Origin of the sequence: Streptomyces sp. NPDC088746, assembly GCF_044751065.1 — a bacterium.
In the GTDB taxonomy this organism is placed as follows: Bacteria; Actinomycetota; Actinomycetes; order Streptomycetales; family Streptomycetaceae; genus Streptomyces.
Window position 1 is genome coordinate 154,080 of the sequence record NZ_JBIVLA010000006.1, and the last position, 17,076, is coordinate 171,155.

A 17,076-nucleotide genomic window follows, 5' to 3' on the forward strand; every position below is an offset into this window, starting at 1 on the left:
ATGGACCAACCACCGCTGCGTGCCGTCATCGCCGACGACCAAGCCCTCGTACGCACCGGTTTCAAGATGATCCTCGCCGCGGAGGGCATCGAGGTGGCGGCTGAGGCGGCCGACGGGGCCGAGGCTGTCGCAGCGGTTCGCCGTACGCGGCCCGACGTCGTCCTCATGGACATCCGGATGCCGGAGATGGACGGCATCGAGGCCACCAGGCGCATCATCGGCGATGCCGGCCCGGACGGAACGCGGGTCATCATCCTCACCACATACGACCTCGACCACTACGTCTACGCCGCGCTCACGGCCGGCGCCAGCGGCTTCCTGCTCAAGGACGTCACCCCCGAACATCTGGTCTCCGCCTTGCGCCTGGTGCAGACCGGCGACGCTCTCCTCGCGCCCTCGATCACTCGTCGGCTGATCGAGCGCTTCGCACGTCACGACGAACCGCAGGCCATCGCCCCGCACCGCGATCTGGCCAGCCTGACTCCGCGCGAGCTCGAGGTGCTCCGCCTGCTCGCGACGGGCCTCAGTAATTCCGAACTCGCCTCCCGGCTGTTCCTCAGCCCCACTACGGTCAAGAGCCACGTCGGCCGCATCCTGTCGAAGCTGGACCTGCGCGACCGCGTCCAGGCCGTCGTCTTCGCCTACGAGACAGGGCTTGTCGCCCCGGGTGGGACGCCCAGGTAATTGATTCCGAGGTCAGGGGTCGTACGCCCCAGTGACCGGACGGCCGCCGGAACCGGTCGAGCACGGTCGAACAGCGCCTGGAGATCGATGCGGAAGGCGTGGTCTTCAGCTGCAACGAGGGAAGCCTGCTCGCCTGCCCGCACCCGCGCCCGGCGCTCCCGTCATGCCTTCACACGCCCGGCGACGGGCTCTGGCAGGGGTGGACGACGGCTGCACCATCGCCGACCGGAAACCGGTCAAGTCCGGCACTTCGTGAACCATTTCGCCGGAGAGCTGTCGCTCCTGGCCTGGATCGATGACCGCAACGGCCGCTGGATCGCCTTGGGGTGCGACGAGGCAGGTGCTCCGACGCCGATCGTGCACCTCGGTGGCTACCACTGAGGTGAGGCTGGGCGCTTCCCGTCAGATCTTGATCACTCCAGGTTTCCTGGACGTCAGGTCGCTTCCTCGCCCTGCTGGCAGCCGGGGACGCCGAGGGCCTGGCCGGCCTGTTCGCCGATGACATCGACTGCTTCGTCCCTGGCGACAGCGGTCTCCCCTGGACGGGTGCGCGGTCGCGTCGCGAAGAGGTCTCCGCGTGCTTCCGCGCCCCTATGGCCGGTCTTCGTCGAGGGCGCGAGTGCATCAGAGATCGGCCACACCGTCGTGGACGGCGACGAGGCGGCCCTTCGGCCGGTTCACGCACACGGTCAAGTCCACCGGACGCCGCTTCACGACCCCTGTGGCCTTCCACCTGACGGCCCGTGACGGGCGCATCGAACGCCTTCATCTGTTCGAGGACACTCAAGCCGCCGCACAGGCCGTGCTTCCGACCGGGAGGTGACTGCCATGAACTCGCAGGAAGACCGTCCGGGGGCCAGGCGTGGCCGGTTCAGCCCTGGAGGGTGGTGAGCCAGTCGGTCAGCAGGCGGCTGACCTCGGCGGGGCGTTCCTGCTGGACCCAGTGGCCGCAGCCTTCCAGCAGGTGGGAGGCGGACAGGGCGGGCAGGGTGGTGGGGTAGGCGTCGATGGCGTCGGCCATCCAGGTGGTGGAGGCGTCGAGGGTGCCGCCGATGAACAGGGACGGCTGCTTGACCGGGGCTCCGCGGTGAGGGGCGAGGTCTTCCCAGTCGCGGTCCATGTTGCGGTAGCGGTTGAGAGCGCCGGTCAGGCCGGTGCGCTCGAACTCAGCGGCGTAGACGTCGAGGTCGTCCTCGCTCAGCCAGGCGGGAAGCCTGCCCGTGGGGAAGCGGTCGCGCAGTCGGCCGCCGTGGGTGACGAAGTGTGGGTCGGGGTCCCCCTGGGCGGGCATGGTGTCGGCGGACAACGCCGCGTAGAAGCCGGCGAGCCAGCCCCGGACGTCGGGCTCGATCTCCGCTTCGGCGCGGCCGGGCTCCTGGAAGTAGGAGACGTAGAACTCCTGCTCAGGGCCGCCGATCTGGCCGAAGACATCGGTGGGGCGGGGACCGCCCGGCGGCGCGTAGGGCACGCTCAGCAGGCCGACGGCGCGGAAGACTTCGGGGTGGAGCAGGGCGGAGGAGGCAGCGATGCCGGAACCCCAGTCGTGGCCGATGACCACCGCGCTCTCCTCGCCGAGGGCGCGCACCGCTGCCACGTTGTCCTGCACCAGGTCGAGCATCCGGTAGGCGTCGGTCGCTGCGGGCTTGGAGGATCGGCCGTAGCCGCGCACGTCGATCGCCACCGCCCGGTAGCCGGCGGCGGCGAGGGCCGGGAGCTGGCGGCGCCAGGAGTACCAGGACTCGGGGAAGCCGTGCACGAGCAGGACCAGCGGGCCGGTGCCCTGCTCGACCAGGTGCAGGCGCCCGGCCGGGGTCTCGACGGTGCGGTGGCGGAGCTCGGCGGTCGGTTCGGGCTGCATGGCCTTCTCCTCGGTTCGCGGGTCGGACGCGGTTACCTGTCGATCATGCGGTGCGGCGGCCCCCGACGCGATCAGCGTTGCCATTCTGGCAAGATCGCAGTCCAGGGCGATTGAGCGGTGAGGGTGGGAGGAACGGGAACGGTGGCAGGCGAAGACCTGGACGGCACTCTGGTGGCGATGGGACCCAGACTGCGAGCCGCGCGCGAGCAGCACGGCGCCACGCTCGCCGGTACCAGCCGTGCGACCGGCATCTCGCCGAGCACGCTGTCGCGGATCGAGACCGGTCGGCGCAAGCCCACCCTGGAGGTCGTGCTGCGGCTGGCGAAGGAGTACGGCATCTCCCTGGACGAGCTGGCCGGCACCGCTCCCGCCCCCGCGCGCCGCACCACGCCGCTGCACAGCTTCGGGGACGACAAGGCGGTGCTGCCGCTCACCCGGTACGTCGGCGGCCTGCACGCCCACAAGCATGTGCTGCCCGCCGTCGAGGAATTGCCCGCGCGGCCCCGGCAGGTCTCCCACGAGGGCTACGAGTGGCTGTGTGTTCTGTACGGGCGACTGTGGCTCGCGCTGGGCGAGCAGGATCTTGTGCTGGCCGCCGGGGACGTCACCGAGTTCGACACCCGCATCCTGCACGGGGTGGCGAACGCCGGCCCCGGTGAGCCGGTCGAGTACCTGATCCTGTTCGGGCCGCAGGGTGAACGACTACGGCCGCGGACCCTGCCGGCCCCCGGCCGCGGAGCACGGTAGCCCTCCGGGTGCTGTGCCCCGTAGGGCCGCCGGAGCGGGGGCGAGCCGCCGTTTCGAGGGCCGCATTCCGGCCCGAGCCCGGTGTCAGAGCCTCCCGGTAGCGTGCCGGAAACCAGATGCGACTCCATTGCGGGAGAACCACCATGGACGTTCTGCTCATCGGCGGCTTGTGGCTCGACGGATCCGCCTAAACGCGGTCGTGCCCGAACTCACCGCGCTCGGCCACCATCCTGTGCCGCTCACCCTCCCGGGCCAGGGCGACGGCGCCGCCTCCGCGACGCTCGACGAGCAGCTGAAAGCAGTGGTTGCCGCAGTTGACGCGGCCCCCGGGCCGCCCTTGGTGGCCGGGCACTCCGCAGTATCGGCCCTGGCCTGGCCGGCCGCCGACGCACGACCGGAGAAGGTGGCCAAGGTCGCCCTGATCGGCGGCTTCCCCGCCGACGACGGGCGGGCCTACGCCGATCACTTCGCGATCGAGGGCGGCTCCATGCCTTCCCGGGCTGGGATCCCTTCGAGGGTGCGGACGCCGCCGACCTGGACCAGCCCACCCGGGGCCGCTTCGCGGCCGCCGCCGTCCCTGTCCCCGAGGCGGTCGCCAGAGAACCGTACGCTTGACCGACGAGCGCCGCTTCGGCGTACCCGTCGTGGTTGTCTGCCCCGAATTCACGCCTGCCCAGGCCGAGGAGTGGGTCGCCGCCGGTGAGAGTCCTGAGCTCGCCCGCGTCACCCACCTCGAGTATGTGGACCTCGACTCCGGCCACTGGCCGATGGTGACCCGCCCCCACGAACTCGCTCGCGTTCTCGCACAGGCCGCCAACTCCTAGATTCGGCGGTCCCCGTGGGCGTCACGGTCGCGGCCCGGGCCCCACGGTGCACGGTGCCGATCCTTCCCATTCGGAGTTCCGATGGCCCGGATCGGCAACACTGTTGGTACTCCCACGGCGTACGGGGCTAACGTCGTGGGAGTCGCCACGGTGCCGCCCGGCGACGGCCTCCGTCGCGGGAGGTGACCACGCGGAGCGGAACCCTTCCAGGAGAGCACATGGCGAAGATCCTTTTTGTGATGACCGGTGCCGACCAGCGGACGCTGGCCGACGGCGGCAAGAAGCGCACCGGTTTCTGGGCCGACGAGGCGGTCATCCCGTACGAGGCGTTCAAGGCCGCGGGCCATGAGATCACCGTGGCCACTCCGGGCGGCGTGGTGCCGCCGGTGGACCCGGCCAGTCTCAGCGCCGGGGCCAACGGCGGTGACGAGAACGCCGCCGCGGTCCGGGCCGTGGTGGAAGGCGCTGCGGAGTTCGGTAGCCCGCTGGCGCTCTCCGAGGTGCGGCTGGGGGACTTCGACGCGGTGTACGTGCCCGGCGGGCAGGGCCCGATGGAGGATTTGGCGGTCGACGCCGACTCCGGCCGCATCCTCACCCAGGCGGTGGAGTCCGGCCTTCCGGTCGGCGTGGTGTGCCACGGTCCGGCCGCACTGCTGGCCGCGGTCAAGGAGGACGGGACGAACGCCTACGCCGGCTACCGGATCACCGCCTTCAGCAACACCGAGGAGCGGCTGGCCGGGAACGCCGACACAGCGAGGTGGCTGCTGCAGGACCGGCTCACCGAAGCGGGTCTGAAGGTCGAGGTGGGCGAGCCGTGGGCGCCGCACGTCCAGGTCGACCGCAACGTCGTCACCGGCCAGAACCCCGCCTCATCCGGCTCGCTCGCCGCCGAGTTGCTCAAGAAGCTCGGCGGTCCGGCGCCGGTGGTCCCGTAAGGGCGGCAGCTGAGAGACCCCCCGACTCTCCCGGCGAGTGGCCGGCGGGCGGCTGTGCGCGTCTGCACGGGTGGGCACGGCCGAAAGGCGGACACGCAGGGGCTGCGGAACAATGACCGGGGAGAGCCGGCAGGGGCTGCGCGCGTACGGTCCCGGGAGAAGAGATGCCGATACGCAGCCGGTGTGACCGCAGCCCGGGAGTGATCGACGAGTGAGCGGAAGCGAGCAGACTCCAGGCCGGGACCCCGGTTGCCCGGAGGACAGCGCCGTGCTCGTGGTCGACCAGGACGGGACGATCCAGGGGTGCACAGCCGATGCCGCGGCACTGATCGGAGTGGTTGCCGAAGAGCTGCGCGGCGCGAGTGCCGACGGCCTCTTCGCCGAGCCGGGCGTCTGGGAAGAGCTGCGCGACCGCGCGACGGAGGCGTCCTGCACCTCCGTGCGGGCCGGGCTCCGGCGCGGGTCCGGGGAGTCGTCGGCCGTGCGCCTGGACCTGCTTCCGTTGGACGCCTCCCCACGGCCGGCGTTCCTCGTACGGCTCATGCCGCTGGCCGTGGCCGATCGTCGTGACGAGGACGAAGCACTGCTGCGGGCCATGTTCACCCAGAGTGGGATGGGCATCGCCATCCATGACGCCGACCTCCGTATGGTCAGGGCCAATCCCGTCCCAGGCGAGCCCGGCCCGTTGCTTTCGCAGGCGGAGGGGGGTCCGCTGGGGCAGAGCCTGAGGAGTCTGCTCGTACCCGAGGACGGCGCCCGTATCGAAGGACGTCTGCGCCGGGTCGCCGAAACAGGGGAAGCACTCACCAACTTCGTGAGCAGTGCCCGGCTCGCAGAGAGCCCCCACCGTGAGCGGAGCGTGTCCGTCTCGGCGTTGCCGCTGCGGGGCAGGGACGGGACGTTCCACGGTGTCGTGGTCACGTTCACCGACGTGACGGAGCAGGAGCGCTCACGCCGGCACTCGGCTCTGGTGGCCGCGGCGTCCTCCAGCCTCGGTCAGTCCCTCGACGTCCGGCGCAACGCGGAAGTGCTGGCCGACCTGCTCGTGCCCGAGTTCGCGGATTTCGCCGCGGTGGACGTGACGGAGACGGTCCTGGTGGGCAAGGAGCCGGGTGATCTGCTGGTCGGCGCGTCGCTGCTGCGTGTGGCGGCGGCAGCGCGTGACGGTCACTGGCCCACCGCGCTGTATCCCCTCGACTCGGTCGTCCGGGTCCAGGAGACGGAGAGCGAGACGCTGCGCGCGGGCTCCGCGCGCTTCGCCCGGGACATCTCCGAGATCAGGGCGCGGATCGGGGACGACGAGAGCCGCAAGCGGCTGCTGCTGGCTCCAGGTGCCACGTCGTTCATGGTCGTGCCCCTGCACGCCAGGGGCCGGGTGCTCGGCGCGGTCGCGCTCTGGCGCACGGGGGACCGTGCGCCGTTCGACGACGAGGCCGCGGTGCTCGCCGAGGACATCGGTTCCCGGGCGGGCCTGGCGATCGACAACGCCCGCCGTTACACCCAGGAGCGCCGCATGGCCGAGGCGCTGCAGCGCAGCCTTCTCCCGCAGCCGGTGCTGGCGGTGACCGCGGCCGACACCGCGGGCTTCTACGTACCGGGGCGCACGGCGGCCGGTACCGGCGGGAGCTGGTTCGACGTCATCACCCTGTCCTCCACCCAGGTGGCGTTCGTGGTGGGAACCGTCGTCGGTCATGGGCTGAACGCCGCCGCTGCCATGGGGCGCCTGCAGACCGCCGTACGCACCCTCGCCGACCTCGACCCCGCCCCCGACGAGCTGTTGACCCACCTCGACGACCTGGTCGTACGGCTCGCCGACCAGCAGCTGCCGGAGGCGAAGGACGGCTCCGTGCGCGGCGCCACCTGCCTTTACGCGGTGTACGACCCCGTCGGTGGCCGCTGCTCCATGGCGAGCGCCGGGCATCCGGCCCCGCTGCTGGCACCCGCGGACGGTGGCGCGGCCGGGACGGTGAAGCTCCCCGCGGGGGCCGCCCTGGGGCTCGGCGGTGCTCCGTTCGAACCCGTGGAGCTGGACATCGCACCCGGAGACGTCCTCGCGTTCCTGGCCGGCTCACTCGACCAGGACGGAGCGCGTGATGCCTTCGCCGAGCGGTTCGAGGCCGGGCCGGCGCCCGGTGCGCGCCACCCGCTGCCGGTGCAGGATCTGGGGCAGGCCCTCCTCGCCCCCTTCCTGGGCGAGCCGCCGGACGACGACGCGGCTCTGCTGGTGGCGCGCGTACGGGCTTCGGCCGGAGGGGCGGTGGCCGCGTGGGAGTATCCCGCGGACATCGAGCGGGTCGCGGATGCCCGGGCCGAGACGGCCGGCCAGCTGACCCGGTGGGGGCTCGACGATCTCGTGTTCACCACGGAACTGATCGTCAGTGAACTCGTCACCAATGCCATGCGCTACGCCGGTGGTCCGGTGCTGCTCCGTCTCATCAAGGACCGACGGCTGATCTGCGAGGTGTCCGACACCAGCCAGACGCAGCCCCATCTGCGCAGGGCCCGTCTCACCGACGAGGGCGGCCGGGGGCTGTTCCTCGTCGCCCAGCTCACCCACCGCTGGGGCAGCCGGTACACGGCCTCAGGCAAGACCATCTGGACGGAGCAGCTCATCGAGGGCCCGGAAGAGTCACCATGAGGGGCGGCCGGGCCCTCCGCGGAGGGGCGGCCGGGCCCTCCGCGTTTCTCTTGGCAGCGCCGACGCTCAGGGGACCTTCACCCAGTCCAGAGTGCGTTCCACGGCCCTCTTCCAGCCCGCGTAACCGTCCGCGCGCTGTTCATCGGACCACTGGGGTTCCCACCGCTCGGACTCGTGCCAGTGGGTGCGCAGTTCGTCGGTGTCCCGCCAGAAGCCCGTTGCCAGTCCGGCCGCGTAGGCGGCGCCCAACGCGGTCGTCTCCGCGACGGCGGGACGGCTGACGGGGACGCCGAGGACATCTGCCTGGATCTGCATGCAGAGGTTGTTGGCGGTGACACCACCGTCGACCCTGAGCACATCGAGGTGGACGCCGGAGTCCTGTTCCATGGCCACGACCACGTCGCGGCTCTGGTAGCAGATGGCTTCCAGTGTGGCCCGTGCCAGGTGCGCGTTGTCGTTGTACCTGGCCAGGCCGACGATCGCTCCCCGGGCATCGGAGCGCCAGTAGGGGGCGAACAGGCCCGAGAACGCGGGGACGAAGTACATCCCGCCGTTGTCGTCGACCGTACGGGCGAGGTCCTCGCTCTCGGCCGCGGTCTTGATGATCTTCATCTGGTCGCGCAGCCACTGCACCGCGGAGCCGGTCACCGCGATGGATCCTTCCAGCGCGTAGACCACGGGGCTGTCGCCGAACTGGTAGGCCACGGTGGTGAGGAGACCGTGCTGGGAGCGGACCAGCTCCGTGCCGGTGTTGAGCACCAGGAAGTTGCCCGTGCCGTAGGTGTTCTTGGCCTCGCCGGGGGAGAAGCAGACCTGTCCGACCGTCGCCGCCTGCTGGTCGCCGAGGACCCCGCCGATGGGGACGGCGGCACGCAGCGGCCGGGAGGTGCGTGTGGCGCCGAAGGCTTCCGGGTGCGACGAGGGATTGATCGTCGGCAGCATCGCCCGGGGAATGCCGAAGAAGCCCAGGAGTTCCTCGTCCCAGTCAAGGGTTTCCAGGTTCATCAGCATGGTGCGGCTCGCGTTGGTCACGTCGGTGGCGTGGATGCCGCCGTCGGGGCCGCCCGTCAGGTTCCACAGGACCCAGGCGTCCGTGTTGCCGAAGAGGGCGTGGCCCGCCTCCGCCGCTTCCCGTACACCGTCGACGTTCTCCAGGATCCACTGGATCTTGCCGGCGGAGAAGTAGGTGGCCGGAGGCAGTCCGGCCTTACGGCGGATGACCTCGCCCTGGCCCGTGCGTTCGAGGTTCGCCGCGATGGCGTCGGTCCGGGTGTCCTGCCAGACGATCGCGTTGTAGTAGGGCCGCCCGTTGCGCGGGTCCCAGACCACCGTGGTCTCACGCTGGTTGGTGATGCCGATCGCCGCCAGGTCCTGGGGGGACAGGCCGCCGTAGCGCAGGGCGTTCTGCATCACCGAGTTGGTGCGCTCCCAGATCTCCACCGGGTCGTGCTCCACCCAGCCGGAGCGGGGGAGGATCTGGGCGTGCTCCAGCTGGTGCTTGGCGACTTCGTTGCCGCCGTGGTCGAAGATCATGAATCGGGTGCTGGTGGTCCCTTGATCCACCGCGCCGATGAAGTCCGCCATGATGTGCCACCTCTCCGGCCGGTGTTATCGGTCTTCGCTCGCCGGGACCCGTCCCGGTGGTTCCGGCTCGGCGGCCGGCAGGAACCGCCCGACGAGGCCCTTGTACAGACCCGCGCCGAGCAGCCCGCCGACCAGGGGGCCGACGATGGGTACCCAGAAGTAGAGATTTCCGTACTGATCCCGCCATGCTCCGTTGTACCCGGTGATGAAGCTCGCCAGCCGGGGGCCGAAGTCACGGGCCGGGTTGATCGCGTAGCCCGCGTTGGTCCCCCACGCCATCCCGATCGCGACCACGACCAGGCCGATGACGAACGGGGCCAGATTCGCACCTGGCGGGGTGTTCAGCATGTCGGTGATGGCCATGATCAGCAGCAGCAGGATGGCGGTCCCGATGACCTGGTCGCGGAAGGCACCCCATTCGTGGACCGGCAGCGCCGAGTTGCCGTTGGCCGGGAGCGTGGAGAACACGGTCTGTGTCTTGACGGTGTGTCCGGGGTCGGCCTTCGCCAGCGCCTCGCTGTAGTTCCAGCGCACGAGGAGGGCGGCCACGAACGCTCCGGCCGTCTGGGCGAGCGCGTACGGAGCCACCTTGCTCCATGGGAAGCCCTTGAACGCGGCGAGTGAGACGGTCACCGCGGGATTGAGATGGGCCCCGCTCAGCCGCGCCGCGACGTAGACGCCCAAGGTGACACCCAGGCCCCAGGCCCAGGCGATGCTGTCGTGGTCTCCGAGACCGCCGGGCGGATCGGTCAGTGCGCCGCCCGCCGCCACTTGGGCCACCACACCGCATCCGAAGAGGATGAGGATCATCGTGCCCACGAACTCTGCTGACAACTCGCCCAGCAAACCGGATCCTGCACGGCGCTCAGCCATGGAAGCTCGCCCTCCGCCGGCCGGACCGGCTGTCGACTATCACCCGGCAATATGAGCAGGCTAAGACGCCTCACATAAAGGTGCATATCGGGAGGAATTCACCCTGGGACATTCCGTGGAGGCGGATGTGGCGGGCTCCATCGTCGGGCGGGAGTGCCGGGCGGTCCTCCGGGGGTCATGGTGCGGAACTGCCGTGGAGCCGGCGTGCCGGATCGGCCACGGCGGGCTGCGGGCCCCCTTGACGGCTCCGGCCCCCTCGCCGAGGCCGTCGCTCGGAAGGGTCGTTGCGGCGGCCTCGGACCGAGGGGGCCGGGCTCGGCAAGCAGGGCGGAGGCTCGGAGGAGCCGGTGGAGAGCTCTGCCCTGCTCGCTCCGGCCGGCTCACGCGTCGGCGGTGTCCAGGTGCGCGAGTGTGGTGATGATGCGGTCCTCGATGTCCTCCGGCCAGGGGAAGGCGCGGGTCACGGCGCGCTGATGGGCGAGTCCGTGCAGGCCCAGCCAGAGTGCGACGGCGTCGGCGGAGGGGTCCTTGCTGGTGGAGTAACCGCCGGCGACGCAGTCGCCGAGGGTGTCCACCAGGATCTGCATGGTCTCCATGCCGAGGGTGGCCAGGTCCTGCCTGGTCAGCGAGCTGTCCCCCAGGTCCGGTACCCAGAGCCCGCCGAACATCGTGCGGTACCGCTCGGGGTGGAGCCGGGCGAATTCGAGGTAGGTGTTGCACACGGCGTACAGGCGCCGCCGTGGGTCCTCGTCGGTCTCGCCCAGTATGGAGCGCAGTTTGTTCTCCAGTCCGGTGAACTCCTGGCGCACGACGGCGAGCATGATGGCCGGCTGGTCGGGGAAGTGCGGGTAGATCGACGGGGCGGCGATCCCCACTTTGCGTGCGACCGACCGCAGGGTGATGGCGCGTTCGTCGCCGGCCTCGTCGAGCAGCTCCACCGCGGCGGCGATGATGTCGTCGCGCAGGCGCCCGCCCTCGCCGCGGCGGTTGCGCGCGCGTGCCGGTCCAGGTGTGGATGAGGCGGCTGTTCCGGTGTGTTCCATGCTGTCACCTTACACAGTGAAGTTTATTGGGGCAGCCCCTTGCGGACTTCGGTAGACGCTTGTAGGTTTACGGCCGTAAGCAAACAGGCGAAGCGTCAAGGGGTTCCGCGATGACCAGCACAGCCACCACCCGTGTCACTGAGATCGTCCTGCCGGGCACCGTCGAGCCGGACGGCCTCGAGCTCCGCACCCGTGACCTTCCGGCTCCCGCCGAAGGGCAGGTCCTCCTGGAGATGAACGCGACCGGCGTCGCGTTCGCCGAGCAGCAGATGCGGCGCGGGAAGTACTACGACCAGCCGCCGTTCCCCTTCGTGCCCGGCTACGACCTCGTGGGCACGGTCACCGCCACCGGTGCCGGTGTGGACGCGGCGCTGACGGGGCGCCGCTTCGCCGCCGTGACCAAGACGGGGGCATGGGCCAGCCACCTCCTCATCGACGTGACGGAGTTGCTGCCGGTGCCGGACGGTTTGGACGCAGCCGCCGCCGCGACCCTGGTCGTCAACGGAATCACCGCCTGGCAGATGCTCCACCGGATCGCCGAGACCCCCACAGGCGGGATCATCGTGGTCCTGGGGGCCAACGGCGGGGTGGGCTCCACGCTCGTGCAACTGGCCAGGCACGCCGGCATCACGGTGATCGGTACGGCCTCGAAGCGTCACCACGAGACCGTGCGCGCGCTGGGCGCGACCCCTGTCGACTACCGCGACCCCGATCTGTACGACCGGATCCGGCAGCACGCGCCGGACGGGGTGGACGCCGTCTTCGACCATGTCGGAGGTGACGGGCTGGAGCGGTCCTGGCGGCTGCTGCGCCGCGGCGGAACGCTGGTCTCGTACGGCACCGCCGCGACCAAGGACGAGGAGGGCAATTCGCAACTACCGGTCCTGAAGCTGTTCGGCCGGATAGCCGCCTGGAACACCTTGCCCAACGGCAGGAGCGCACACTTCTACAACTTCTGGGCGGGCCGCCGGCTCCGCCGGGCCGCCTGGCACGGCCGCCTCAGTGAGGACCTCACCCATGTGCTGCGACTGCTGGCCGACGGCTCCCTCACCCCGCAGATCGCCGCCCGCTTCCCGCTGGCCGATACCGCCTCGGCACTCGCCCTCGCGGAATCCCGCACCGTCATCGGCAAGGTCGTCATCCTCCCGGATGCCTGACGGCATGGGCGCCCCGGCCCGTTCGACGCGATTCCGGCGGGCTGTCCGCCCCCGCAACCGCCGGGGCGATGGTGACCACCTGCGCGCCGGCATCCTGGCTGCGGCGGCCGGCCTGCTCGACCGCGGTGACGAACGGACGATGGCTCTGCGCGCCGTGGCGCGGGCGGCGGGGGATCGCGATCGCCGCTCCCTCGGTCTACCCGCACTTTTCCGACCCGCAGGCCATCATGGTCGCCGTTGTCCGTGACGCCTTCGCCGACCTGGCGGACCGGCTCGATGCCGCCGCGGAAGGCGCCGACGACGCCGAGCGGGGCCTGTATGCCGCCTGCCACGCCCATCCCGGTTTCGCCGCTGCTCACCAGGGCCGCTACCGCGCCATGTTCGGCGGACTCCGGAACCCCGTCGTCGCCGACGACCTGGCCCGTCTCGGCGCGGAACCCCCGCGGATCCCCGCCGGTGTCCTCGCCGACTGTGTCACCGCCGGTCGCTCGACCAGCGCCGCCCCCTACGCGGACGCGGTCGCCCTCTGGTTGGGGCTGCACGGGCCGGCCCACCAGCGTGGTGCTTCCCGCGCCTTTCCCTGGCCCGCCGATTTCGTGCGGCGCTGCGTAGCCCCGCTGTCCCACACCGCCCCGCGTCGGACCTGAACTCGCCTGAACGACGCACTCACGCATCGCAGTTGCTCAGCGCGAGCACCGTGCGCTTCTGATGCTCCACTCCATGATCCCGGAGGAATCGACCATGTCCCTCCCCGCTCCTGTCCCGCCGCTCAACCCCGTCCCGCCGACCGCCACCGATCGCCCCGCCCTCGCACCTCTCCCGGGCGACGTGGACAACCGGGCCACCTACATCAGCTTCGGCCTCGCCTACGTCCTCGGGCACGGCTCGGCCGCGGTCTCCCAGGGGGCCACCCCCTTACTGGGCCTGCCCGGCTGGCTGCCCATGACGCTCCTCGGGGCCGGGCTCGCGGCCGGTACCCTCCAGGCCACGGCCGCCGCCATGCGGGCGCAGCGCGCCGCTGCGAAGCCGGAAGACATACTCTCCGGCAAGCTGCTCGGCGTCGCCTGGGTGACTGCCTTCACCGGCCTTTTCCTCGCCATAACCGGCCTGGCTGCCACCCTCGACGCGCCCGATCTGCAATCCGTTCTCTGGCCCACCGGCTCCGGCTTCGTCGTCGGCCTGCTCTATGTCGCGGAAGGGGCCGTCCGCCGCAACCTGCTGCACTACGGCCTCGGCACCTGGCTCGCGCTGACCTCCACCGCGGCTCTCCTTCTCGGCAGCCCCGGCCTGTACTGGGTGCTGACCGCGGCCGGCGGTGGTGCGTACGCCCTCGCCGCGACACTCGAACGCCGTCGTCTCGTGCGGTGACGGCTGGTCGCCGGGCGAGTCCATGCATGTGATGGCAGGAGCTGTCATCAGCTGTTACGCTAAAGCTGATGTCAGTTACTGACATTGCTCGTTTCGTCGTACCGCTCGCGGTACAAGGAGGTTGTGTCACATGCGTGTTTTCGTCACCGGCGCATCCGGCTGGATCGGCTCCGCTGTCGTCCCCGACCTGATCGGGGCGGGGCATCAGGTCGTCGGACTCGCCCGTTCGGATGCCTCCGCCGACGCTCTGGCCGCGGCCGGGGTCACGGTGGTCCGCGGCAGTCTCGATGACCTGGATGTCCTGAGCAGTGCGTCCGCAGCTGCGGACGGCGTGATCCACCTCGCGTTCGACCACGAAGTCGCCTTCTTGGGCGGAGACTTCAAGGGGGCGGCGGACAGGGACCGGCGCGCAGTCGAGGCGATGGGAGAGGCGCTGGCCGGTTCGGACAAGCCGTTCGTCCTCGCCTCCGGCACGCCCGCGGTGCCCGGGCGGGTGGCGACCGAGCTCGACGGGCACGAGATTCCCCCGGGCGCCGCCGACGATCCCGTGCTCGCGGGCCCGATGGCCCGGATGGCCACTGCCGAGTGGGTGCTCTCACTCGCCTCCCGCGGCGTACGTTCGTCCGTCGTGCGCCTGCCGCGGACCAACCACGGGGAAGGGGACCAGGGCTTCGTGGCGACCCTGGTCCGCACGGCCCGCGAGAAGGGTGTGGCGGGCTACTACGGCGATGGGAGCAACCGCTGGCCCGCTGTCCACCGCCTGGATTCCGCGGACATGTTCCGCGTCGCGCTGGAGAAGGCCCCGGCGGCGTCGACATTGCACGCCGTGTCCGACGAGGGCGTGTCCCTCCGCGACATCGCCGAGGTCATCGGCCGGCACTTGAACGTGCCGGTGGCCTCCGTGCCGCCGGAGGAGGCCGACGAGCACTTCGGCTGGCTCACCATGGTGCTCTCCACCGACCAGCCGGCCTCCAGTGCGGTGACGCGTGAGCTGACGGGGTGGCTTCCGGCGCAGCCCGGACTCATCGGTGATCTCGACAAGGGCCATTACTTCCACACCCCGTCCGTCTGAGTCACCGCCGATACGAGGCCCCGCCCGACCGGTACGAAACGGTGTGGGGCCGGCGGGGCGGGGGTGGCTCTCCAGGTGTCAGCCTCCCTGGAGAGCCACCCCTGGGCTCGCGGCCTGCCCCCGGCTTGCTGTTCAGGGTCTGCTCGGTCGGCGGCGGGTGATGCCGATGCGCGGCTGCCGATCGCATCCTCGATCCGTTGCGTGTTCGTCACGCCGAGTGTCTTCGCTGCCGCCATCTGCCGTCCGCCGTCCGCCGTCCGTCATCTGCGCACGCGTCGCTGGGCGTTGTCCGCCTGTGGCGGGGATGTTGAGCCGTCAGGGCGGCGGACAGTCTTACGTGCCTCTACTCGTGAACGGCTCCGCCAGGCGGTCAGGAACACCTCGGCCGTGATCTTGAGTGAACGCCTCGCGGTCCCGCACGCGTAGGTGCGCCCCCATCGTCCGGTCATCGTGGACTTCGCGGCTGTCTCTTCCGTGGTCCACATGAATTCCGGGCCTGTGCCGCATGGCGAGGTCACCCGTGTGAGCGCTCCCTGTGTCCGTGCTCCTGGCAGGCTTGCGCACTCCCCGTCGAAGTCACCTGCCCATAACCCTTGACGCTGCGCTTTGGTGAAAACTACGTTTTGGTTTGCGGAAATCAACTTCCACTTGGTGGAAACCTCTGAAACCTCTCTCGGTCGCCAGGGGCCGTGGTGCGCAGCCTTCTTCTGAAGTAGGCCATCAACAGGCCTCGTTGCGGCCCCTAGCGAATACTCGAGGGTCGATCGATGACTGCTGTGGAGGACCGGCCGCCCGAGACGGCCACCGGGGACGCCGGAGGCGCCAGCTCCGTCCTGTACACCTACGACCTCGCCCCGACGAAGAAGCAGGGACGCCGTTGGGGTGCGTACAACGTCTTCACGCTCTGGGCCAACGACGTCCACAGCCTCGGCAACTACGCTTTCGCGATCGGTCTCTTCGCTCTGGGACTGAACGTGTGGGGCATCCTGGCAGCCTTCGCACTCGCGTCGGTGCTGCTCTTCCTGCTGCTGACGCTGTCAGGGTTCATGGGGCACAAGACGGGCGTCCCCTTCCCCGTCATGAGCCGCATCGCGTTCGGCATCAGGGGCGCGAAGATACCGGCTGCCGTCCGTGGCGTCGTCGCCATCGCCTGGTTCGGTATCCAGACCTACCTCGCCTCAGCGGTCCTGAGCACGTTGCTGATCGCACTGTTCCCCGGACTTCACGGCCTGGACTCGAATTCCTTCCTCGGGCAGTCGACCCTCGGCTGGATCTCCTTCCTCTTCCTCTGGGCCCTGCAACTCCTCATCGTCAGTTACGGCATGCAGATGATCCGGAGGTACATGGCCTTCGCGGCGCCCACGACCCTGCTCACCATGCTCGCCCTCGCGATCTGGATGTTCGTACGGGCTGACGGCTCGATCTCCCTCTCCGTCGACGCTCCGCTCACCGGCGGAGCGATGTGGTTGCAGGTCCTTCAGGCCGCCGCGCTGTGGGTGGTGATCTACGGGACGTTCGTGCTGAACTTCTGCGATTTCACCCGGTCCGCCAGGAGCCGTGGCTCCATCGTCCGCGGCAACGTGATCGGGATCCCGCTCAACATGCTCTTCTTCGCCGTCATCGTGGTGGTGCTGAGTGGGGCGCAGTTCAAGCTCGACGGGCACGTCATCACCAGCCCCACGGACATCGTCCGGACCATCCCTAACATGTTCCTCCTGGCGACGGCCTCGCTCGCCCTCATCGCGCTGACCGTCGCGGTGAACCTGCTGGCCAACTTCGTCGCGCCGATCTACGCCCTCATCGACCTCTTCCCGCGCCGGCTGAACTTCCGCCGGGCAGGCGTGGTCAGCGCGGTCGCCGGGCTGGTGATCCTGCCGTGGAACCTCTACAACAGCCCGGTGATCGTGAACTACTTCCTCGGCGGGCTGGGCGCACTCCTCGGGCCCCTCTTCGGCGTGATCATGGCTGACTACTGGCTGCTGCGGAAGTCCAGGATCAACGTGCCCGATCTCTACAGCGAGGACCCGCGGGGCGAGTACCACTACAGCCGCGGCTTCAACCCCCGGGCCGTAGCGGCCTTCGTCCCCAGTGCCGCAGTCGCCGTCGTCGTGGCCCTCGTGCCCTTCTTCCACGCCGCGGCCGGCTTCTCCTGGTTCGTGGGCGCCTTCCTCGCCGCCGTGCTGTACACGATCGTGGCGGACCGCGGCGCGCAGATGCGGGACGTGGACGGCGAGGCCATCGCCGTCGCCGCCGAATGAACCACCGAACGATCCGCCGAACCGAAGGTCGTGAC

Annotated in this window: 14 protein-coding genes and 1 pseudogene; 11 read left to right on the forward strand and 4 right to left on the reverse strand. The window is 70.2% G+C overall.

Going from position 1 to position 17,076, the window contains the following annotated elements:
- Both ACIP63_RS25825 and ACIP63_RS25830 read left to right on the forward strand, forming a co-directional pair.
- Positions 1–684, forward strand: a complete 684-nt coding sequence (locus ACIP63_RS25825; RefSeq protein WP_401519907.1) for a response regulator — start codon at positions 1–3, stop codon at positions 682–684.
- Between the two features lie 252 nt (positions 685–936).
- Entirely contained in the window at positions 937–1,065 is a 129-nt protein-coding gene (locus ACIP63_RS25830; RefSeq protein WP_401519910.1) for a hypothetical protein, read from the forward strand.
- 490 nt (positions 1,066–1,555) lie between these two features.
- Here the strand turns inward: ACIP63_RS25830 and ACIP63_RS25835 are convergent, their stop codons facing one another.
- Complete coding sequence (locus tag ACIP63_RS25835; protein ID WP_401519913.1) at positions 1,556–2,542, reverse strand: alpha/beta fold hydrolase; 987 nt, start codon at positions 2,540–2,542, stop codon at positions 1,556–1,558.
- Between the two features lie 141 nt (positions 2,543–2,683).
- On the opposite strand from ACIP63_RS25835, the gene ACIP63_RS25840 reads away from it, so the two are divergent.
- The 4 genes and pseudogenes from ACIP63_RS25840 to ACIP63_RS25855 all read left to right on the forward strand — a co-directional run bounded on the left by ACIP63_RS25840 (position 2,684) and on the right by ACIP63_RS25855 (position 7,686).
- Positions 2,684–3,289, forward strand: a complete 606-nt coding sequence (locus tag ACIP63_RS25840) for a helix-turn-helix domain-containing protein (protein ID WP_401519915.1) — start codon at positions 2,684–2,686, stop codon at positions 3,287–3,289.
- A 143-nt stretch (positions 3,290–3,432) separates the two neighbouring features.
- Positions 3,433–4,113 (forward strand): annotated as a pseudogene (locus ACIP63_RS25845) (alpha/beta fold hydrolase).
- Between the two features lie 218 nt (positions 4,114–4,331).
- Positions 4,332–5,048, forward strand: a complete 717-nt coding sequence (locus ACIP63_RS25850; protein WP_401519917.1) for a type 1 glutamine amidotransferase domain-containing protein — start codon at positions 4,332–4,334, stop codon at positions 5,046–5,048.
- A gap of 268 nt (positions 5,049–5,316) precedes the next feature.
- Positions 5,317–7,686, forward strand: coding sequence for a SpoIIE family protein phosphatase (locus ACIP63_RS25855; RefSeq protein ID WP_401519920.1), 2,370 nt, complete (start codon positions 5,317–5,319; stop codon positions 7,684–7,686).
- 66 nt (positions 7,687–7,752) lie between these two features.
- Here the strand turns inward: ACIP63_RS25855 and glpK are convergent, their stop codons facing one another.
- The 3 genes from glpK to ACIP63_RS25870 form a co-directional block, all read right to left on the reverse strand.
- The gene (gene glpK / locus ACIP63_RS25860) at positions 7,753–9,270 is read right to left on the reverse strand and encodes a glycerol kinase GlpK (RefSeq protein ID WP_401519923.1); all 1,518 of its coding nucleotides are present in this window, start codon (positions 9,268–9,270) and stop codon (positions 7,753–7,755) included.
- Positions 9,271–9,294: 24 nt separating this feature from the next.
- Positions 9,295–10,143 (reverse strand): MIP/aquaporin family protein, encoded by an 849-nt coding sequence (locus ACIP63_RS25865; RefSeq protein ID WP_401519926.1) that lies wholly within the window; start codon positions 10,141–10,143, stop codon positions 9,295–9,297.
- Positions 10,144–10,523: 380 nt separating this feature from the next.
- On the reverse strand, positions 10,524–11,186 hold the full coding sequence (locus ACIP63_RS25870; RefSeq protein ID WP_401519929.1) for a TetR/AcrR family transcriptional regulator: 663 nt from the start codon (positions 11,184–11,186) through the stop codon (positions 10,524–10,526).
- A 110-nt stretch (positions 11,187–11,296) separates the two neighbouring features.
- On the opposite strand from ACIP63_RS25870, the gene ACIP63_RS25875 reads away from it, so the two are divergent.
- The 5 genes from ACIP63_RS25875 (at position 11,297) to ACIP63_RS25895 (ending at position 17,041) form a co-directional block, all read left to right on the forward strand.
- Positions 11,297–12,343, forward strand: coding sequence for a medium chain dehydrogenase/reductase family protein (locus ACIP63_RS25875; protein ID WP_401519931.1), 1,047 nt, complete (start codon positions 11,297–11,299; stop codon positions 12,341–12,343).
- 68 nt (positions 12,344–12,411) lie between these two features.
- Entirely contained in the window at positions 12,412–12,990 is a 579-nt protein-coding gene (locus ACIP63_RS25880; RefSeq protein ID WP_401519933.1) for a TetR-like C-terminal domain-containing protein, read from the forward strand.
- A gap of 73 nt (positions 12,991–13,063) precedes the next feature.
- Positions 13,064–13,711: an ABC transporter permease gene (locus ACIP63_RS25885; RefSeq protein ID WP_401519935.1), complete on the forward strand. Its 648-nt coding sequence runs from the start codon at positions 13,064–13,066 to the stop codon at positions 13,709–13,711.
- 130 nt (positions 13,712–13,841) lie between these two features.
- Positions 13,842–14,783: an SDR family oxidoreductase gene (locus ACIP63_RS25890; RefSeq protein ID WP_401519938.1), complete on the forward strand. Its 942-nt coding sequence runs from the start codon at positions 13,842–13,844 to the stop codon at positions 14,781–14,783.
- A 767-nt stretch (positions 14,784–15,550) separates the two neighbouring features.
- Complete coding sequence (locus tag ACIP63_RS25895; RefSeq protein WP_401519940.1) at positions 15,551–17,041, forward strand: NCS1 family nucleobase:cation symporter-1; 1,491 nt, start codon at positions 15,551–15,553, stop codon at positions 17,039–17,041.
- Positions 17,042–17,076: the final 35 nt, after the last annotated feature.